Origin of the sequence: Kitasatospora sp. NPDC001261 (assembly GCF_042896795.1) — a bacterium.
In the GTDB taxonomy this organism is placed as follows: domain Bacteria; phylum Actinomycetota; class Actinomycetes; order Streptomycetales; family Streptomycetaceae; genus Kitasatospora.
In genome coordinates, this window is record NZ_JBIAXP010000026.1 from 1 (window position 1) to 17,691 (window position 17,691).

The 17,691-nt window shown below is 75.3% G+C and carries 19 protein-coding genes; 10 read left to right on the forward strand and 9 right to left on the reverse strand.

Annotation, left to right across the window (positions count from 1 at the left end):
• Positions 1 to 229: 229 nt before the first annotated feature.
• Positions 230 to 1,336, reverse strand: coding sequence for a hypothetical protein (locus ACFY4B_RS30405; RefSeq protein ID WP_387973363.1), 1,107 nt, complete (start codon positions 1,334 to 1,336; stop codon positions 230 to 232).
• On the reverse strand, positions 1,333 to 2,235 hold the full coding sequence (locus ACFY4B_RS30410; RefSeq protein WP_387973366.1) for an RNA polymerase sigma factor: 903 nt from the start codon (positions 2,233 to 2,235) through the stop codon (positions 1,333 to 1,335). Before ACFY4B_RS30410 ends, ACFY4B_RS30405 begins: the two co-directional genes overlap by 4 nt.
• Positions 2,236 to 2,600: 365 nt before the next feature.
• Here ACFY4B_RS30410 and ACFY4B_RS30415 point away from each other — a divergent pair, with 365 nt between their 5' ends.
• From ACFY4B_RS30415 to ACFY4B_RS30430, 4 genes are all read left to right on the forward strand, one after another.
• A complete protein-coding gene (locus ACFY4B_RS30415) occupies positions 2,601 to 3,302 on the forward strand; it encodes a hypothetical protein (protein WP_387973369.1) in 702 nt (233 codons plus the stop codon).
• Between the two features lie 163 nt (positions 3,303 to 3,465).
• Positions 3,466 to 4,236 (forward strand): VC0807 family protein, encoded by a 771-nt coding sequence (locus ACFY4B_RS30420; RefSeq protein ID WP_387973371.1) that lies wholly within the window; start codon positions 3,466 to 3,468, stop codon positions 4,234 to 4,236.
• Between the two features lie 138 nt (positions 4,237 to 4,374).
• Positions 4,375 to 5,118, forward strand: a complete 744-nt coding sequence (locus tag ACFY4B_RS30425) for a tyrosine-protein phosphatase (RefSeq protein WP_387973374.1) — start codon at positions 4,375 to 4,377, stop codon at positions 5,116 to 5,118.
• A gap of 76 nt (positions 5,119 to 5,194) precedes the next feature.
• The gene (locus tag ACFY4B_RS30430) at positions 5,195 to 5,953 is read left to right on the forward strand and encodes a Clp protease N-terminal domain-containing protein (protein ID WP_117488476.1); all 759 of its coding nucleotides are present in this window, start codon (positions 5,195 to 5,197) and stop codon (positions 5,951 to 5,953) included.
• 126 nt (positions 5,954 to 6,079) lie between these two features.
• On the opposite strand, the gene ACFY4B_RS30435 is transcribed toward ACFY4B_RS30430, so the two are convergent.
• Entirely contained in the window at positions 6,080 to 6,571 is a 492-nt protein-coding gene (locus ACFY4B_RS30435) for an NUDIX domain-containing protein (protein ID WP_380780593.1), read from the reverse strand.
• 118 nt (positions 6,572 to 6,689) lie between these two features.
• Here ACFY4B_RS30435 and ACFY4B_RS30440 point away from each other — a divergent pair, with 118 nt between their 5' ends.
• Positions 6,690 to 7,091 carry an STAS domain-containing protein gene (locus ACFY4B_RS30440; RefSeq protein ID WP_049657452.1) on the forward strand — a complete coding sequence of 134 codons (402 nt, stop codon included), beginning with the start codon at positions 6,690 to 6,692 and terminating at the stop codon, positions 7,089 to 7,091.
• Here the strand turns inward: ACFY4B_RS30440 and ACFY4B_RS30445 are convergent.
• The 5 genes from ACFY4B_RS30445 to ACFY4B_RS30465 form a co-directional block, all read right to left on the reverse strand.
• Positions 6,999 to 7,976: a sigma-70 family RNA polymerase sigma factor gene (locus ACFY4B_RS30445; protein ID WP_049657449.1), complete on the reverse strand. Its 978-nt coding sequence runs from the start codon at positions 7,974 to 7,976 to the stop codon at positions 6,999 to 7,001. The genes ACFY4B_RS30440 and ACFY4B_RS30445 overlap by 93 nt on opposite strands.
• A 122-nt stretch (positions 7,977 to 8,098) precedes the next feature.
• Positions 8,099 to 9,364, reverse strand: a complete 1,266-nt coding sequence (locus ACFY4B_RS30450; protein ID WP_387973379.1) for a serine hydrolase domain-containing protein — start codon at positions 9,362 to 9,364, stop codon at positions 8,099 to 8,101.
• Between the two features lie 275 nt (positions 9,365 to 9,639).
• Positions 9,640 to 9,912, reverse strand: a complete 273-nt coding sequence (locus ACFY4B_RS30455) for a hypothetical protein (RefSeq protein WP_049660170.1) — start codon at positions 9,910 to 9,912, stop codon at positions 9,640 to 9,642.
• A 190-nt stretch (positions 9,913 to 10,102) separates the two neighbouring features.
• Positions 10,103 to 10,369: a UBP-type zinc finger domain-containing protein gene (locus tag ACFY4B_RS30460; RefSeq protein ID WP_049660172.1), complete on the reverse strand. Its 267-nt coding sequence runs from the start codon at positions 10,367 to 10,369 to the stop codon at positions 10,103 to 10,105.
• A gap of 38 nt (positions 10,370 to 10,407) precedes the next feature.
• Positions 10,408 to 11,334 carry a helix-turn-helix transcriptional regulator gene (locus ACFY4B_RS30465; protein WP_380775679.1) on the reverse strand — a complete coding sequence of 309 codons (927 nt, stop codon included), beginning with the start codon at positions 11,332 to 11,334 and terminating at the stop codon, positions 10,408 to 10,410.
• Between the two features lie 195 nt (positions 11,335 to 11,529).
• Between ACFY4B_RS30465 and ACFY4B_RS30470 the strand changes: the two genes are divergently transcribed.
• Together ACFY4B_RS30470 and ACFY4B_RS30475 are read left to right on the forward strand one after the other, a co-directional pair.
• Entirely contained in the window at positions 11,530 to 12,291 is a 762-nt protein-coding gene (locus tag ACFY4B_RS30470; RefSeq protein ID WP_049660175.1) for an SDR family oxidoreductase, read from the forward strand.
• A 68-nt stretch (positions 12,292 to 12,359) separates the two neighbouring features.
• Positions 12,360 to 15,170 carry a lysylphosphatidylglycerol synthase domain-containing protein gene (locus ACFY4B_RS30475; protein WP_387973382.1) on the forward strand — a complete coding sequence of 937 codons (2,811 nt, stop codon included), beginning with the start codon at positions 12,360 to 12,362 and terminating at the stop codon, positions 15,168 to 15,170.
• Positions 15,171 to 15,215: 45 nt separating this feature from the next.
• Here the strand turns inward: ACFY4B_RS30475 and ACFY4B_RS30480 are convergent, their stop codons facing one another.
• Positions 15,216 to 15,416 (reverse strand): hypothetical protein, encoded by a 201-nt coding sequence (locus ACFY4B_RS30480; protein WP_049654408.1) that lies wholly within the window; start codon positions 15,414 to 15,416, stop codon positions 15,216 to 15,218.
• A 229-nt stretch (positions 15,417 to 15,645) separates the two neighbouring features.
• Here ACFY4B_RS30480 and ACFY4B_RS30485 point away from each other — a divergent pair, with 229 nt between their 5' ends.
• The 3 genes from ACFY4B_RS30485 (at position 15,646) to ACFY4B_RS30495 (ending at position 17,612) form a co-directional block, all read left to right on the forward strand.
• Positions 15,646 to 16,167, forward strand: coding sequence for a carboxymuconolactone decarboxylase family protein (locus ACFY4B_RS30485; protein ID WP_387973385.1), 522 nt, complete (start codon positions 15,646 to 15,648; stop codon positions 16,165 to 16,167).
• A gap of 219 nt (positions 16,168 to 16,386) precedes the next feature.
• Positions 16,387 to 17,031, forward strand: coding sequence for a class I SAM-dependent methyltransferase (locus ACFY4B_RS30490; RefSeq protein WP_049654410.1), 645 nt, complete (start codon positions 16,387 to 16,389; stop codon positions 17,029 to 17,031).
• Positions 17,028 to 17,612, forward strand: a complete 585-nt coding sequence (locus ACFY4B_RS30495; RefSeq protein ID WP_049654411.1) for a TrmH family RNA methyltransferase — start codon at positions 17,028 to 17,030, stop codon at positions 17,610 to 17,612. The genes ACFY4B_RS30490 and ACFY4B_RS30495 overlap by 4 nt, the downstream gene beginning before the upstream one ends.
• Positions 17,613 to 17,691: the final 79 nt, after the last annotated feature.

Genomic DNA, 17,691 nt, shown 5'->3' on the forward strand with positions numbered 1-17,691 from the left:
AGCCGGAGAAGGTGACGAGGATCTTTCCGCCGGGCCTGACCTGGTGCAGCCAGGGGTAGGGCAGGGTGCGCACCGCGCAGGTGGCGATGAGCCGGCCACCCGGGGTCTTCGGGTGGTACTGCTTCCTGCGGGTGGTGCGGTACTTCGGGTGGTGCTGTTCCGGGTGGGCGGCGAGCCCGGGGGGAGTCGCTCGCCGCCCACCCGGAGTCCTGGGGGGGTGCCTCCCGGCCTACTGCTCGTTCCCGGGCCGGGCGGACCTGCTCGGGCGGACGTCCGACGGGGGGACGGCGCCCGGTGGGGGCACGGTCACGCCGGGCTTGCCCGGTCTGGTCCCGCTGCCGCCGCCGTCCTCGCCGTTGCCGCCGCTGGTGGCGTTGCCACGGCCTCCGTTGGCATTGCCATTGGCGTTGCCGTCGGCATTGCCTCCGTTGCCACCGCTGTTGGCGTTGCCGTTGGCGTTGCCGTTGCCGCCGCTGTTGGCGCTGCCGTTCCCCTTGCCGGTGCCGCCGCGGCCGGGGTCGCCCGTCGGGGTGCCGGCGCCCTGGTGGTCGCCGTCCTCGTCGTCGAGCGCGGCCTCGCAGTAGTCCGCCACCCGGTCCGCGCCGCCGGCCGCCGTGACCAGCGGGCCGTACAGCGGATCGCCGACCAGCCGGGCCGGGCGGTCGCCCTTGGCCGTACGGTCGGTGAAGCCGGTGCAGAGGCCGAGCAGTGCGGGCGGGACGGCCGAACGGCCGCCGCGCCTCTCGGCGGAGGGGGTGCCGGGCGTCGCGGGGTCGGACGGGACGACCGCCTGCGGTCCGGCGGAGGCACTTCCGGACGGACGGGCGGAGCCGGACGCCACGGCACCGTACGGGGCCGCACCCGCGGACGGTCCGGCCGCGGGCGAGCCCGCCGCGGGACCGGTGGCCGCGTCCTGGCCGGCGAGCGTGTGCTCCGGCGCGGACGGGCCACCGCCCAGGGCGGACGGCAGGTTGCCGGTGCCGGCGGCGACGGCGACACCGCACAGCGCGGTGGCGCCGAGCACGACGGCGGTGGCCTTCGTGCTGAAGGCCCTGGCCAGCGCGGCGGTTGCCATCGATCGTCTCCGGACGGGGGTCACTGTCGGGTCGGGCGTGAGACTCGCCTCCCGGAACGCGGCCAGGGCGGCCTCCTCCCCGGCCAGTTCGCCGGCCGTCGCGGGGGCGGCGGCCGCGGCGAGCACCCGGGCGAGCTGCCCGGGACCGCCGTCCGGTCCGGTGAGCGAGGCGTCCTGCCCGGCCGACGGGCCGCCCACGGCACCACCGAGCAGCTGCTCGGCGGCATCACGGTCGATCCGACGGGATCGGTTGGTGCTCATCTCATGTCCTTCAGCGTCGCGGCCCGGCGTTCTGTCACACCCTGCGGAGAACTTTTTTTCGCGGCTTTCCCCGCGGGTCGCCCGGCGGCCTCGCCCGCGCCCACTCCGGCCGCCGCCGTGTCCGCCGTTCCGTCCACCGTTCCCTCGGCCGTTCCGGCTCCGGCGCCGCCCGTCACCCCGCCGCCCCGGGTCGCCGCCTCGCCGCTCCGGGCCGCCGGGATGCCGCCCCCGGACGCGAGCGGCTCGACCAGCTTGGCCAGCCGCCGCAGCCCCCGGTGGGCGGCCATCCGGACGCTGCCGGCCCGCTTGCCGAGCACCCGGGCGGCGCTCTCCGCGTCCAGCTCCATGACCACCCGCAGCAGCACGGCCTCGGCCTGGTCGCGCGGCAGCCGGGAGATCAGGGCCAGCGCGTCGGCGGTGCCGACCGTGGCCAGCGCCGCCCGCGCCGTGTCGTCCCCCGCCGCCAGCTCGACCAGCTGCTCGAAGGGCAGGTCGGCGACCGGACGGCGGCGCCGGGCGCGCAGGTGGTCGAGGGCGCGGTGGCGGGCGATGGTGGCGGCCCAGCCGCGGAAGCCGTCCCCGTCGCCGGAGAAGCCGCGCAGGTCGCGGGCGATCTGCAGCCAGGCCTCGGAGGCGATGTCCTCGGCGTCCTGGGCACCCTCCGGCCGACCGCCGACCAGCACCCGCAGGTAGCGCAGCAGGCCCGGCTGGACGGTCCGGAACAGCAGCCGGAACGCCTCCTCGTCCCCGCCCTGCGCGGCCCGCACCGCCTCCGTCAGATCGGGGGGAGCGGCGGCCGCCGGGCCCGGTGGCAGGCCGGCGGGTGGTACTGGTCCGGACCGGCCGACGGGGCCGTCGGTGCCCGCTCCGGGGCGCTCTGCACTCTGCACCCGCCACATGATGCGCCATTCGGGCGAACACTTCGGCTCCGGCCGAAGGACCGGTCCGGCCGGGGCCAAGGTCCCGAGGACTGCTGCCGTTCGCCCACGGCCCGAAGGGGCCCGCCCGGCCTACGTTGTCGGTAGGCGAAGCAGTCCGGGCCGCCGACGCCCCGGACGCCGGGTCCGCCGACGCACCCGGCCCGCCACCCGGCCCCGCCGTGCCCGAGGGCGCACGCACGACCCGTGCGGGCCCCGGTCGCACGCCCCTCCCCGGCGGTACGAGCCGTCGCGCCGGGGACCGCCACCGGCCGGCCCGGCAGGGGCGGGGAGCCGGCACCGCCGACGCCCTCCACCGGCAGCCCGACCAGCAGGGAAAGACCGCGATGACGACCGCCCACGAGCTCCGCGAGCTCCACGCGAAGGGCCTGCGCGAGCACCTCGCCCCCGCCCTGCGCGCCCTGGGCCTCACCGGGTGGCGCCGGACCTTCAGCCTGCCGGACGAGACCCACTGGCTGCTGCTCGGCCTGGTCGAGCGCCCCGCCGCCGACCGGGTGCCCTTCACCTTCGACCTCAGCGTGGTCCGCCGCACCGACTGGACCGTCGCGGACCTCCCCGGCCACCGGCCCGACCCGCGCACCCGGTACGGCTTCGAGACCTGGCGGGCCAGGATCGGCGAGGTACTGCCGGTCGGCGAGGACGTCTGGTGGGAGGTGCTGCCCGGGCCGCGCTGGCAGCTCCCGCTGGACGACGCCGTCGCCGCCGTCCGCCACTACGGCCTGCCCGAACTGCGGCGCCGGGCCGAGGCGGACCGCGCACCCACCGGCGAGACGTACCTCCTCCCCGCCGAGCTGGAGACGGTCAACACCGCGCTGGAGGCCGCCTCGGTGGCCCGGGTGCGGCGCGCCGAGCTGGCCGACAAGGCCCTGCTGCTGACCGGCGCCTGGACCCGGGGCGACGGCGTCGCCCGGACCGTCCTGGCGGGTGTCGCGCGGGGCTTCCTGTCCGCCGGGGACGAGCGCTTCCGCACCGTCCGCTGCCTGGACACCCTGGGCCGCGAGCTGTGGACCTTCCCCGCCGAAGACTAGGGTCGGAAATCCGCAGGTCGGAGGCGGTGTCACGGCGCTCACCATGACAACTGTCACGCGGATGACGCAACGGACGGCACTGCTCTGACGGAGGGTCGGACGGAAAGACTGGAGGCACGACGCGGGCAGTGGCCCGCGGCCACCAGCCGGGGAGGAACCCACCGTGAGCCAGACCGTCAGTGCCGCCGCCGTCACCAGCACCGTCGCCTCCCCGGTCGCCGCCCCGATCGCCGCCGTCACCGGCACCGTCGCCACCGGCGCCGCCCACGCCAAGGCCCCCAACCCGCTGGTCTCCGGGCTCCGCCCGCTCGCCCTCGACGTGCTCGCCCCGCTGGCCGGCTACTACCTGCTGCACTCGGCCCTCGGCCTGAGCGAGTTCGCCGCGCTGGCCTGGAGCACGGCCTTCCCGGCCGCCCGGACCGTCCTCGGCCTGCTGTCCGAGCGCAGGCTCAACCTGTGGGCCTCCCTGATGCTGGCCGTCAACCTGGCGGGCCTGGCGCTGACCTTCGTCACCGGCGACGCCCGGATGATGATCGCCAAGGACGGCGGGCTGAGCGGCACCGTGGCGGTGGCGATCCTGGTCTCCGCACTGATCGGCCGGCCGGTGATGACCCCGATGCTGATGCCCTTCGTCACCAAGGGCCGACGGGAGCGTACCGCCGCCTGGCAGCGCCTGGTCGAGGGCCGGGCGGCCGGGTCGCGGGCCTTCCACCGCCACGAGCGCCTGTTCTCGGCCATCTGGGGCACCGCGCTGCTGGCCGAGTGCGCGGCCCGGGTGGTCGGCGCCTTCACCCTGCCGGTGTCGACCATGGCCTGGCTGTCCACCGTCTTCCTGATCGGCGCGATCGTGGGCGGTTCGATGCTCGGTCAGATCGCGGTCGAGCCGATGGAGCGGCTGGTCGGCACCGAGGCCGAGGCCCCGACCGCCGCCTGAGCGGGCGGCCACTCCTCCCGCCTCCTTCTCTGAACAGCCGGTTCCGAGGACTCGAACAGCGAGGAACCATCCGGATCTCCCGGGAGTCGTTCATAACGAGGGGGTAACGGGACCCCCGACGAGGAAACGGGGAGCCCCATGAACCGGACGACGCACGCGCCGAGCAGTACCGAGGACCGCACGCTCGTCTGGGACGGCTGCCTGAACGTCCGCGACCTGGGCGGACTGCCCACCGCCTCCGGCCGGCTCACCGCCCGGGGCGCGATAGTCCGGGCGGACAACCTGGACCGCCTCACCGCCGAGGGCTGGGACGCCCTCCTCGACCACGGCGTCCGTACCGTGGTCGACCTGCGCGACGGCGAGGAGTACAAGCCGCTCCTCCCGCTCCCCGACGACGTCGAGCTGATCCGCGTCCCGCTGGACGAGCTGGCCGGCCCCGCCTGGTGGGAGGCCCACGGACAGCTGGACGGCACCCCGCTCGCGCTCCGCCCGTACCTGGACCACTGCCCGCACGCCGCCGCCGCGCTGGTCTCCGCGATCGCCGGCGCCCGCCCCGGCGGCGTGGTCGTGCACTGCGGCGCCGGCCGTGACCGCACCGGCCTGGCCGCCCTGCTGCTGCTCGCCCTGTCCGGGGTCGACCGGGACGCGATCGCCGGGGACTACCTGCTGAGCGGCCCCAACATCCGCCCGCTGTACGGGATGCTGGGCCTGCCGGACCCGTTCCGCCGGATCGACGCGGCGCTCGCCGAGGCCGGGACCACCGCCGAGGCCGCGCTGGCGGCGGCGCTCGACGGGTTCGACCCGGACGGCTACCTGCTCGCGGCGGGTGTCGCGCCCGAGCGGATCGCCGCCGTCCGACGGCGGCTTCTGCCGGACGCCTGAGGACGCCGGAACACCGCCCGCGAATAGCGTCAACCGATGGTTGACGATCCCCGGATCGACAACCTACGGTTGACGCATGGAGAATCCCGTTGTTCCCAACAGCACTCCGCTGCGCCTCGACGACCTGATCGCCGCGATCAAGAAGGTCCACCCCGACGCGCTCGACCAGCTCTCCGACGCGGTCATCGCCGCCGACCACCTCGGCGACCTCGCCGACCACCTCATCGGCCACTTCGTCGACCAGGCCCGCCGCTCCGGCGCGTCCTGGACCGACATCGGCCGCAGCATGGGCGTCAGCAAGCAGGCCGCCCAGAAGCGGTTCGTCCCCAAGGACCCGGGCACCCCCAACGACCTCGACCCCAGCCAGGGCTTCAGCCGGTTCACCCCCCGGGCCCGCAAGGTCGTGGTGGCCTCACAGGAGGAGGCCCGCAAGGCGGGCAACCCCGAGATCACCACGGAGCACCTGCTGCTCGGCCTGATCACCGAGCCCGAGGGCATCGGCGCGAAGGCGCTCGCCGCCCAGGGCGTCACCCCGGAGGCCCTGCGGGCGGTGGCCGGCGCCGCCCTGCCGGCCGCCGCCGACGAACTGCCCGCGCTGATCCCGTTCGACGCCGAGAGCAAGAAGGCGCTGGAACTGACCTTCCGCGAGGCGCTCAAGCTCGGGCACAACTACGTCGGCACCGAGCACATCCTGCTCGCGCTGCTGGAGCAGGAGAACGGCCAGGGCGTGCTGGCCGGGCTGAAGGTCGACAAGTCGGAGGCGGAGACCTTCGTCGCGGAGGCGATCGCCGCCGTCATCGCCGCCCGGAACACGGAGTCCGATCCTCAGCAGTGAGCCGCCGGAGCCCTGCGCCGGACGGAACTCCCGCCCGACGCAGGGCACTTCCGCCCAGCACCCGGCTCGGAACCCGGCGCAGAACCCGGCGCAGAACCCGGCGCGGAACCCGGGTCGGCAGTCGGATCAGAAGCCGGAGACGTGGGTGGTGACGATACGGACCCGACCGTCGGCCGCCGCCTCCAGCGCCGCCCGCAGCCGGGCCGAACGGGCCGGGCCGAGCAGGTCCAGCGCCTCCTCGACGGCGGCCCAGCGGTAGTCGTCCAGCTCACCGGCCGGGACGGTCACGGGGGTGCCGTCCGGGACGGTGCCGAAGTCGAACATGAAGTGCTGGGCGGGGTGGTCGAGTTCGGCCGAGGCGTGGGTCCAGGAGATGGCCAGCAGGTCGCCCGCCTCCTGGACGATCCCGGTCTCCTCCTCCAGTTCCCGCACGGCGCACTCGACCGGGCCCTCGCCGAGGTCGATCGTGCCGCCCGGGAACTGCCAGTGCTCGCGGTACCCGGCCTTCACGATCAGGATCCGGCCGGACTCGTCCCGCAGCAGGCAGCCCGCCGCCGCGTAGATCCGGGGCAGGGACGCCAGCCATTCCTCACGGGACTTCAAGGGCTCAGCCGTCACGGTGCTTCTCCTGGGGCAGGGCGGTTCGGTCGTCCCACTCTGCCACCGGACACCGGACCCGAGCGGCGGATTCGCCCCCGGACCGATGAGTCGGCGGCGCCGCGACGGTCCAACCCGCATGAGGACCACACCGTACGACGCCGTACTGACCTGTGACCTGGGCGCGCTGACCGCCCCCGACCTCGCCCTCGTCGACGCCCTCGCCCGGCTCCGGCTGGCCGCCGCCCGGCACCGGGTGGGCGTGGTGCTGCTGAACGCGAGCGGCCCGCTGCGGGAGCTGCTCGTGTTCAGCGGGCTCGCGGCGCTGTTCCCGGGGCCGGACGGTCCACTGGCCGCCGACCCGCTGACCGGCACCCCGATCGACGACGACCCGATGGCCGACGACCCGATCGACGACGATCCGCTGGACGACGCGGCCCTGGTGGAGCTACTCGGCCGCCAGCCGGGGCGGGAGGCCGAAGAGCGGGAAGAGCGCCTCGGTGTCCAGGAAGTTGGTGACCCCGGTGATCCGGCCCCCTGACACCTCCAGCGTGATCAGCGACCACGGTTCGTACCCGCCCGCCGGGCTCGGCCGGTACTGGCCGAAGGCCCGGGCACCGTTGGCCGTCACCGGGACCAGCCGGGAACCGCGGCAGCCGTGCCCGGGGCCCAGCATCCAGTCGCGGATCTCCTCCTGCCCGCGCAGCCACATCGAGAACGGCGGCATGTTGAGCGTGACGTCCTCGTGCAGCAGCGCGGCGAGGCCGTCCATGTCGTACGCCTCGAAGGCGCGGACGTAGCGGTCCAGCAGCGCGCGGTGGTCCTCGTCCAGCGCGGGGGCCGGCCGGACCGCCGGGGCGTCGGTGGCGAGCACCGCCCGGGCGCGCTGGAGCGCGCTGTTGACCGAGGCCACCGTGACACCGAGCAGTTCGGCCACCTCGGCGGCCTTCCAGCCGAGCACCTCGCGCAGGATCAGCACCGCCCGCTGCCGGGGCGCGAGCCGCTGGAGCACGGCGACGAAGGCCAGCTTCACCGACTCCCGCTGGGCGGCCACCTCGGCCGGATCCCCCGTCTCGGGCAGCACCCGGCCGTCCGGCGCCGGGCCGATCCACGTCACCTCGGGCAGCTGGGTGCCGTGCGCGGCGGCCACCGTGACCGGGCCGGCCAGGTCCATCGGCCGGGCCCGGCCGTTGCGGCCGTTCAGCGCGTCCAGGCAGACGTTGGTGGCTATTCGGTACAGCCAGGAGCGCAGCGCGGCCCGCCCCTCGAAGCCCCGGTGCCCGCGCCAGGCGCGGACCATGGTCTCCTGCACCGCGTCCTCGGCCTCGAAGACCGAGCCGAGCATGCGGTAGCAGTAGCCGGTCAGCTCGGTGCGGTACCGCTCCAGTTGGAGCTCGACCGGCTCCTCCGTGATCACGTCGGCCATCGTGCGCCCGCCCCCGTCGTCCTGCCGTGTGCCCTGGTGAACGCGACGAACGTAGCGCACCCCACTGACAGCGGCGCTCGCGACCGGGTTCGGCCGCTCCGGTCGCCCGGGAGCGGCGGGGCTCAGTGCTGCCCGTACGCCTGGCCGGAGCCGAAACCGGTGGTCACCAGCTTCCACAGGGTGGGGAACTCCTCGCCGGTGATGCCGGTCGGGTTGAGCCCGATGACCACGCTGCGGGAGAAGTCGCGGGTGGCGAAGACGCCGGTGGTGTAGCCGGGCCGGGACCCGTTCTTGCCCCAGACCTCGGTGCCGTTCGGCAGGACGGTGCGCAGCAGGCCGGCCGTGCTGTAGCAGGCGTGCCCGGCGGTCGGGCCGATCTCGCAGTTCTTGTTGTGGTCGTTCGGCAGCTCCGGGACGGCGAACACCTCGGCCTGCTGGGCGGGCCGCAGCAGCCGGCCGCGGTAGAGCGCCTCGAAGAACCGCTCCAGGTCGGCCGCGGAGGAGATCATGCCGCCCTCGGCCCACGGGTACGGGCTCTGCTCGGTGACGTCCACCCGGGCGGTGCTGCCGTCGGCGTTCCGGACGTCCACGTAGCCGGTGGCGTGCGGGCCGCGGATGGTCAGGTCGTCTGCGGCCGGGACGTAGGTGGCGTGCAGGCCGAGCGGGCCGGTGATGCGCCGCCGCACCTGGTCGGCGTAGTCGTCTCCGGTGACCTTCTCGATCACCAGCGCGGCGACGAAGTAGTTGTTGCCGTTGTACTGCTGGGCGGCGCCGGGCTCGAAGCTCCTCGGCTGGGTGAGCATGTCCGCCACCACCTGCTGCGGGCTGTAGGAGACCGCCTTGTGCGCGGCGAACCACGCCGTGCTGCCGTCCCCGGAGGTCATCCCGCCGCCCCCGGGCAGGCCGCTGGTGTGGTTGAGCAACTGTCGTACGGTGACCGGCGGGTAGCCGGCCGGCAGCAGTCCGGGCAGGTACTGCTGGACGGTGCCGTCCAGGTCGACCCTGCCCTCGCCGGCGAGCTGGAGCAGCACCGTCGCGGTGAACACCTTGGTGACGCTGCCGATCCGGAACCGGGCGTTCGCCGGCACGTCCTCCCCCGAGGTGCCGCGCCACCGGGCGTCCTGGCCGCCGACCCGGACCAGCGCACCGGTGACGCCGGCGGGCAGCGAGTGGAGGGTCTCGGCGAGCGACTCCCGGTCCAGCGGGCCGGGGCGGGCCGGGGCGGAGGCGGTGGTGTCGACGGCACTCGGGGACGTGGCCGGGGAGGCGGCCGCGGCCAGGGCCGGGGTCGCGGCGCCGATCGTGGCGACGCCGACGGTGGCGGCGGCGAGCAGCGCGCCGGTCGCCACGAGGACGGACCAACGACCGGTACGGGCAGGGCTGTTCATGGGGAGTCTCTCCAACGGCGGCTCGCCCGGCGGGTATCGGGCCGCCCTGGTCGGCGGCCCGCCCGGCCGACGGCGGCTCGGGCACTCGGACAGGAGAGAGTCTTCGGGACGGCCTCGGGCCGCGACATCCGGGAACGGCCCCGAACCTTCCCCGAGCGCATCCCTGACCACGCGTCAGGGATCAAGGGATCGCGGGTCGGGGTCGGGCGTCGGGGAATCACGCGGCGGGGGCGGGCGGCCGCGATCCGGCCACCCGCCCCCGCGCGCGTCGCGACTCAGTGGGCGGAGTGCTTCTCCGCGCCACGGTGCCGGTGTCCCTTGAGCTCGGCGTGCATCGCCGGGGCCGCGTGCGCCGTCGCGCCTGCCGCGTCCCGGCCGCCGTGCCGGAAGGCCTCACCGACGCCGTACCCGGCGGCGGCGTAGGACATCGAGCCGGCGCTCGGCTCCGGCGCGAGCCGGGTAGGCGGGCTCGCCATGCCCCGGCGCTCCAGCAGGTCCTGGGTGCCCTGGCGGAGCTTGGCGGTGCTGCCGGGCGTTCGCTTGGTCATCGTCGGCCTCCCTTCGTCGGCCTCCGGGCCGGACGGATGCCGGCCGGAGGGGCCGCACGGGCGTTATGTCCGGATTTTATCCGGCTTGCGGGCCCGTGCCACCGCGGAGAAGCCGATCTGCCGCTACGGGGGCAGGGGTGGGCGCCGTACGCGCGGGGGCAGGTGGAGGCGCCGTCCGGGGCCGGCCGCCTCAGCCCATGACCTCGTGGACGAAGCACCAGCGCCAGTCCTCCCCCGGCTCGTACGAGCGGATCACCGGGTGGGAGGAGTTGTGGAAGTGCGCGGTCGCGTGCCGCTGCGGCGAGAAGTCGCAGCAGCCGATGTGACCGCAGTCCAGGCAGATCCGCAGGTGCACCCAGTCCCGGCGGCCCTGCGCCAGGCAGTCGGCGCAACCGTCGGCGGGCGGCCGGGGCTCGATGTCCTGAGGAGCCAGAGCGAGGTCTTCGCAGGCGCTCATGACTGAAAGGCTATGCCGCCCCGGCGCGGATCGCCCGCTCAGGGCGCTTCCGCCCCCTCGGCTGCCGCCCCATCCGTCCCCGCACCCTCGGTCACCGCTCCCGCGCCCCCGGCCGCCGCTCCCGGAGCCGTCCAACTCGCCAGCAGGGCCAGCTTCTGGGCGGTGGGCGAGTCCGCCGGGGCGGTGTAGACGACCAGCAGCTGCTCCGGCGAGCCGTTGACGCCCAGGGTCTCGTAGCCGAAGTCGAGTCCGCCGACCAGCGGGTGGTTCACCTGCTTGACCCCGTGGGTCTTCTCCCGCACCAGGTGGTCCGCCCAGAGCCGGACGAACTCCGCGCTGCGCAGCGACAGTTCGCCCACCAGGGCGGCCAGCTCCGGGTCCTCCGGGTGCAGTCCGGCGTCCCGGCGCAGGAAGGCGACGGTCTCGGCGGCGACCGCGTCCCACTGCCCGTAGTACTCCCGGGCGGACGGGTCGAGGAAGGCGTGCCGGGCCTGGTTGGGCAGGCCGTCCGGGCCGGCGTCGGAACGCGTGGAGAAACCGTTCACCGCGTCGCCCAGCGCGTTCCAGGCCAGCACGTCCATCCGGCGGCCCAGCACGAAGGCCGGCACCCCGGTCATCAGGTCCAGCAGCAGCCGCGTCCCCGGCCGGACCCGCTGCCGCCCCCGCACCCGGGCGGCGGAGGCGGCCGGCGCCTTGGGCGGACGGACCAGCGAGCGCAGGTGCGCGGCCTCCACCCCGTCCAGCCGCAGCACCCGGGCCACCGCGTCCAGCACGGCGTCCGAGGCGCTGCCGCCCCGGCCCTGCTCCAGCCGGACGTAGTAGTCGACGCTGACGCCCGCGAGCTGCGCCACCTCCTCCCGGCGCAGGCCCCGCACCCGGCGGCGGCCGTGCGACGGCAGGCCCACCTCCTCCGGCAGGATCCGGGCCCGGCGCGAGCGGAGGAAGTCCCCCAGGGTGTTCTCCATGCCGGGCAGGGTAGCCGCGGAGGGGCGTCCCGAGGGTGGCACCGGTTTTCCCAGGCTCCCCGGTCCCGGGATGGCCCGTCCCGGGTAGGCCCGTCCCAGGACGGCGGTGCCCGGGAGGAACGCACCCCTGGGTAGCCGGTCGCGGCCCGCGCAGAGTGGTCGGCGTCAGCCCGGCCGAACCCTCTGGAGCCCCCGATGAGCCACCCGTCCCTCGCCGCCCGCACCGCCGTCGTCACCGGAGCCGCCAGCGGCATGGGCGCCGCCACCGCCCGGCTGCTCGCCGCCTCCGGCGCCCGGGTCGCCCTGCTCGCCCGCCGCACCGAGCGGCTGGACTCCCTCGCCGAGGAGATCGCCGCCGCGGGCGGGCAGGCCCTCGCCGTCACCGCCGACGTCACCGACCAGGCCTCGGTGGACGCCGCCGCGAAGGCCGTCCACGACGCCTACGGCCCGGTCGACCTGGTGGTCAACAACGCCGGGGTGATGCTGCCCAACCCGCTCGCCGACGGCCGGATCGACGAGTGGACCCGCATGGTGGACACCAACCTCACCGGCGCGCTGCGGATCGTCCGCGCCTTCGGCTCCGACCTCACCGCGGCCGCCGCCGAAGGCCGCACCGCCGACCTGGTCAACGTCTCCTCGATCGCCTCGCACGTGGTCTTCCCCGACTACGCGGTGTACGGGGCCACCAAGGCCGCGCTCACCCAGCTGTCCGCCGCCCTGCGCAGCGAGTTCGGCCCGCGCGACGTCCGGGTCAGCGCGATCGAGCCCGGACTGACCGACACCGAACTCGCCGGGCACATCGACAACCCGGTGCTGCGCGAACAGCTCGGCGGCATGTTCGACGCCATCCCGGCACTCGCGGCCGAGGACGTCGCCGACCTCATCGCGTACACCGTCAGCCGCCCCCGGCACGTCAACCTGCGCCACCTGGTCGTCCTGCCGACCCGCCAGGCCTAAGGCCCCGTCGTACCGGCACTGCGCAATCCCCACTCCTCGCCCACGGGTGGCATGGGAGCATGCCATCCGTGGCGATCGTGACGGGGAGAACGGACGGCGACACCGGCGGGGGCGACCCGGGCGGTGCGCCCGCGCGGCGGAAACGCGGCAGCGGTGACAGCGCCCGCGACGACGAACGGACCGGCGCACCGGCCGACGGCGGCGACGAACGGACCGGGGTACCGGCCGACGGCGGCACCGGAACGGCCACCGCCCGGATACCCGAGCAGACCGGCCCCGGACCCGGCCGGTTCCGGGCCCGCCCGCTGCCCGCCACCGACCGGGTCCGGCAGCCCGTCGCCCTGATCCGGCTGATCGGCGGCCTGTTCGCCATCGCCCTCACCCTGCTGCTCGCCGACTACGCCCGCGCCACCACCGGCGGCATCGCCGCCGACGTCGCCGAGGCGGCCGCGCTGGTGCCGCGCCCGCTGGCGAGCCTGGCCGGCGGGCTCACCACCGCCGCCGTCCTGCTGCTCCCGGTGGGCCTCGCCGTCCGCCGGCTGCTGGGCCCCGACCGGCGGCGCGCCGTCCAGCAGGTCTCCGACGGACTGCTCGCCGCCGTCCTCGCGTACGGCGCCACCCTCGGCCTGGACCTGTGGGCCGACGACCTCGCCCCGCTCTCGCTGCTCACGGCGCTCACCCACGCGCTGCCCGACGGCGGACTCGGGCACACCGAGCCCGTCTACGGCTACCTCGCGCCGGTCCTCGCCTTCATGACCGCCTCCGGCAGCCGGGAACGCCGCCTGCCCTGGACCGTCCTCGCCCTCTCCGGCCTCGCCGGACTGACCGGCGGGTACGCCACCCCCACCGCGCTCCTGCTCGGGCTGCTGATCGGCTGGACCGGCGCCCACGGCACCCTGTACGCGGTCGGCACCCCCGACCCCTGCCCCCGGCCCGGCGAGGTCCTGCGCGCCCTGCGCGACAGCGGCCTGCGCCCGGTCGAGGCCCAGCCGGCCGGCCCCGACCGCTACCTGGTCCGACAGGCCGACGACCGCCCCGACCTCGACGTCCAGCTCCTCGACCGGCAGGCCGTCACCGCCGCCGCCGTCCAGCGCGCCTGGCGCCGGCTGCGGCTGCGCACCGCCCCCGACCCGCGCGTCCTGCGCTCCCCCCGCACCGGGCTGGAACACGAGGCCCTGGTCGCGTACGCGGCCCTCGCGGCCGGCGTCCGCACCCGCCGCATCGCCGCCACCGCCGGCATCGGCCAGGACACCGCCCTCATCGCGTACGAGCGGCTGGCCGGGCGCACCCTGGACGAGCTCCCCGACGAGGAGATCACCGACGAGCTGCTCACCGACGCCTGGCGGCAGCTCGCCCTGCTCCAGCGCCGCGAGATCGCCCACCGCGCGCTCGTCCCCTCCTCCCTGCTGATCGACGACTCGGGCGCGGTGCACCTGGTCGACTTCGCCGACGGCGACATCGCCGCCACCGAACTCGTCCTCCACTGCGACCTCGCCCAGCTCCTCACCACCCTCGCCCTGCGCGCCGGCGCCGCCCGCTCCGTCCGTACGGCCACCGCCGTCCTCGGCCCCGACCCCGTCGGCGCCGCGCTCCCCCTGCTCCAGCCCATCGCCCTCACCCACACCACCCGCCGCGCCCTCAAACAGCACGCGAAGCGCACCGGCGCCCGGGCCGCCGAGCCGTCGGGCGGTGCTCCCGGTGCGGGCGGTGCCGACGTTGCCGGTGGTGCGGCCGGGGGCGGGGACGCGGTCGCGGCCGAGGCAGGCTCCCCCACCGGCGGCAACGGGCCCGTCGCCACCACCGTTTCCCCGGCGCCCCCGGAGGCCACCACCACCGAGCCGGCCCCCGAGCACCACACCCCCGCCCCCAGCGGCCTGCTCGACGAGATCCGCGCCGAGGTCCTGCGCACCCGCCCGCGGGTGGTGGGCCGGCCGGTGCGGCTGGAGCGGCTGCGGCCGCGGACCCTGCTGGTCGTCGTGGGCGGGGTGGTGGCCGGCTGGCTGCTGATCCCGCAGCTGTTCGCGGCGGAGGACAACCCGGTCTCCGCGCTGGCGGACGCCGATCCCTGGTGGCTGCTGCTGGCGCTGGCCGCGGCGGCGGCCAGCCACGTCGCGGCGGCGATGGGCTTCGTGGGCTTCGTCCCGGAGCGGCTGGACTTCCGCAACGCGGTACTGGCGCAGGTGGCCGGGTCGTTCGTGAAGCTGGTGTCGCCCGGCGGCGTCGGCGGGATCGCGCTGAACACCCGCCTGTTGCAGCGGGCCGGGATCCCGACCGCGCAGGCGCTGTCCAGCGTCGGCGTCGGGAACCTGATCGGGCTGGTGCTGCACCTGTTGCAGCTCGGCGCCTTCGTCTACCTCCTGGACTTCGTCCCGGGCAGCTCCGAGCTGGACGCGCTGCCCGCGGTGGTCGGCGGGCTGGCGGGGGCGGCGGCCCTGCTCGCGGTGGTGTCGGCGATCCCGGCGGCCCGGCGGTGGCTGGCGACGCGGCTGCGGCCGCTGACGGCCGAGGTGGTGCCGCGCCTGCTGGACCTGCTGCGCAGCCCGTCCAAACTGGCGGTGGGGGTGACCGGGCAACTGCTGGTGTCGATCTGCCTGATCACCTGCCTGTACTGCTGTGTCCGGGCGATCGGCCGGGAGCCGTCCTTCGCCGCGGTCGCGGTGGTGTTCCTGGTGGGCAACGCGGTGGGCAGCGCGGCGCCGACCCCGGGCGGGGCCGGTGCGGTGGACGGGATGCTGCTCACGCTGCTCCAGCAGACCACGTCGATGGAGCCGGGCGGCGAGCTGGCCGCGGTGGCGCTGTTCCGCCTGCTGACGCTGATCCTGCCGGTGCTGCCGGGCTGGGCGGCTCTGGCCTGGCTGCAACGGCGCCGGGCCCTGTAGCCGCTCCGGGGCCCCTCTGCTCCCGCTCCGCTCCCGGGGGCCCCGCTACTCCCGGTACTCCTCCTCGTCGTGCCGGACCGGCTGGGTCTGTTCCACGACGTCCGCGACGTTGGTCGCCGGGTCCGCGCCGACGGCCCGGCGTTCGGCCACCTCGTCGTACGTGTCGCCCTCGGGTGCCTGCTCGTCGGGCTCGACGGTCTCGGCGGTCTCGTCGATCAGGTATTCCTCGTGCTGTTCCTGCGGCATGGCATCCGTCCTCACTGTTCGGAGGCCTTCACGGGCGTTCGGAGGCCTTCACGGGCCCGGCTGGCGTACTCGCAGTATCCGCCGCCCGGCGCCGGGACGCGACGCGCCGACGACGCTCCGGCGTTGCCGGGACTCCAGCGGGCCGCCGGCCGACCGACCTGATTGACCCACGAAACAGCATCGTGAATGACCCAAGGGACGGGTGCATTCCGCTCCTAGGGTCGTAGCCATGACGACGAACGAGAGCACCCGGGCCACCGAAGCCACCCGGACCACCGGGGCCGCCCGGACCGCCGAGGCCCTCGCGGGCACCGCCCGCCTCGACTACGCCCGCACCGCCCCCAAGGTGTTCCGCGCGATGATCGCCCTGGACGCCGCCGCCCGCGAGGGCCTCGACCCGGCCCTGGTCGAGCTCGTCCAGATGCGCACCTCCCAGCTGAACGGCTGCGCGTACTGCCTGGACATGCACGCCAAGGACGCCCGCAAGGCCGGCGAGACCGACGAGCGGATCTACCTGCTGCCGGTCTGGCCGGACGCCCCCGCCGGGGTGTACACCGAGCGCGAGCGGGCCGCCCTGGCCCTGGCCGAGGAGGTCGCCCGGATCGACGGCGGCGTCTCGGACGCGGTGTACGCCCGGGCCGCCGCACACTTCGCGGAGGCCGAGCTGGCGCAGCTGATCTCGGTCTGCTTCACCATCAACGCCTGGAACCGCATCAACGTGGCCACCCGCAAGACCCCCGGCGCCGCCTGACCGCGCCCACCGTCCGCGCCGCACGGCCGTCCGCACCGCCGTCCGCACCGCCGTTCCCGAGCCGCGTCCCGGGCGACGGCGAGTGCACCGGCGGGAGCACCCGTCCCGGGCGGCGGCCGGAACGCCGTCCGGGCCACCGGGGGTACGATCGGTGCCGTACAAAGGGCTAACCCACACCCACCCGGTGGCCCCGAGGCCCATACGAACGACGGGGAAATCATGTCCGGCTCGCACTACTTCACCGGTGCACCCGAGGTCGCCAGCGACCGCCGGCCGATCACGGTCTCCCTGCCGGACCTCACCCTGGAACTGACCACCGACACCGGGGTGTTCTCCCGCACCCGGCTCGACCCGTGCACCCGGATCCTGCTGGAGCACGCCCCGCAGCCGCGGGTGCGCGGCCCGATCCTGGACATCGGCTGCGGCTACGGTCCGATCGCGCTGACCTGGGCGAGCCGCCGCAAGCGCCTCCCGGTCTGGGCGGTGGACGTCAACGAGCGCGCCCTGGAGCTGGTCCGGCTGAACGCCGAGGCGCTGGGGCTCGGCAACGTCCAGGCCTCCCTGCCCGACGACGTCCCCGAGGACGTCCGCTTCGCCACCATCTACTCCAACCCTCCGATCCGGATCGGCAAGGCCGCGCTGCGCCGCCTGCTCACGCACTGGCTCGACCGGCTGACCCCGGACGGCTCGGCGTTCCTGGTGGTGCAGAAGCACCTGGGCTCGGACTCGCTCCAGAAGTGGCTGAACGAGCAGGGCTACCCGACCAGTCGGGTCACGTCGGTCAACGGGTGCCGGATTCTGGAAGCGCGGCCCCGCCCCGAGGTGGGCGAGGGCTCCGAGAGTGGACGAGGTACGACGACGTGAAGCAGCTGCGCGGGACCGAACTGAAGCGTCTGCACCGCTCGTGGCGGCGCAGCAACGAGTTCCGGCTCGCGATGATCCTGGAGAACCTCCAGTCGCCGTTCAACGTCGGCTCGGTGGTCCGCACCGGCGCGGCGATGGGCGCCGAGAAGCTGTACCTGGTCGGGGACACCCCGTCGGTGCGCTCCTCCGGCGCGCAGAAGGCCGCGATGGGCACCGACAAGTACCTGAAGGTGGAGCACTTCCCGACCATCGCCGAGGCGGTCGCGGCGGCCAAGGCGGACGGCTTCAAGGTCGTCGGCCTGGAGCTGGCGGACGAGGCGGTGCCGATGTTCGCCGCCGAGCTGACCCCGGCGGTGGCCTTCATGCTCGGGCACGAGGACCGCGGGATCACCCCCGAGGCGCTGGCGCTCTGCGACCAGGTCGTGTTCGTGCCGCAGCTGGGCCGGGTCGGCTCGCTGAACGTCTCGGCGGCCGCGACGGTGGCCTGCTACGAGGCGCGCCGGCAGGGCTACGCGATCAGCGGCACCCCGGACGGCGACCTCTCGGGTGACCTCGCGGGCGACCTCGGCGACGACGAGTAGTAGACGGCGCGCAGGAGACGGCGAGAAGGAGACGACGGGCAGGCGGGCGACACCCCCTGGGTGTGCCCCGAAGCCCGAG

Excerpts from the sequence above, each read along its gene's own strand:
- ACFY4B_RS30440 (WP_049657452.1), top strand. The coding sequence starts at position 6,690 with ATGAGGACCACACCGTACGACGCCGTACTGACCTGTGACCTGGGCGCG.
- ACFY4B_RS30485 (WP_387973385.1), top strand. The coding sequence starts at position 15,646 with ATGACGACGAACGAGAGCACCCGGGCCACCGAAGCCACCCGGACCACC.
- ACFY4B_RS30455 (WP_049660170.1), bottom strand. The coding sequence starts at position 9,912 with ATGACCAAGCGAACGCCCGGCAGCACCGCCAAGCTCCGCCAGGGCACC.
- ACFY4B_RS30410 (WP_387973366.1), bottom strand. The coding sequence starts at position 2,235 with ATGTGGCGGGTGCAGAGTGCAGAGCGCCCCGGAGCGGGCACCGACGGC.
- ACFY4B_RS30445 (WP_049657449.1), bottom strand. The coding sequence starts at position 7,976 with ATGGCCGACGTGATCACGGAGGAGCCGGTCGAGCTCCAACTGGAGCGG.
- ACFY4B_RS30465 (WP_380775679.1), bottom strand. The coding sequence starts at position 11,334 with ATGGAGAACACCCTGGGGGACTTCCTCCGCTCGCGCCGGGCCCGGATC.
- ACFY4B_RS30425 (WP_387973374.1), top strand. The coding sequence starts at position 4,375 with ATGAACCGGACGACGCACGCGCCGAGCAGTACCGAGGACCGCACGCTC.
- ACFY4B_RS30490 (WP_049654410.1), top strand. The coding sequence starts at position 16,387 with ATGTCCGGCTCGCACTACTTCACCGGTGCACCCGAGGTCGCCAGCGAC.
- ACFY4B_RS30430 (WP_117488476.1), top strand. The coding sequence starts at position 5,195 with ATGGAGAATCCCGTTGTTCCCAACAGCACTCCGCTGCGCCTCGACGAC.
- ACFY4B_RS30405 (WP_387973363.1), bottom strand. The coding sequence starts at position 1,336 with ATGAGCACCAACCGATCCCGTCGGATCGACCGTGATGCCGCCGAGCAG.
- ACFY4B_RS30450 (WP_387973379.1), bottom strand. The coding sequence starts at position 9,364 with ATGAACAGCCCTGCCCGTACCGGTCGTTGGTCCGTCCTCGTGGCGACC.
- ACFY4B_RS30415 (WP_387973369.1), top strand. The coding sequence starts at position 2,601 with ATGACGACCGCCCACGAGCTCCGCGAGCTCCACGCGAAGGGCCTGCGC.
- ACFY4B_RS30480 (WP_049654408.1), bottom strand. The coding sequence starts at position 15,416 with ATGCCGCAGGAACAGCACGAGGAATACCTGATCGACGAGACCGCCGAG.
- ACFY4B_RS30470 (WP_049660175.1), top strand. The coding sequence starts at position 11,530 with ATGAGCCACCCGTCCCTCGCCGCCCGCACCGCCGTCGTCACCGGAGCC.
- ACFY4B_RS30460 (WP_049660172.1), bottom strand. The coding sequence starts at position 10,369 with ATGAGCGCCTGCGAAGACCTCGCTCTGGCTCCTCAGGACATCGAGCCC.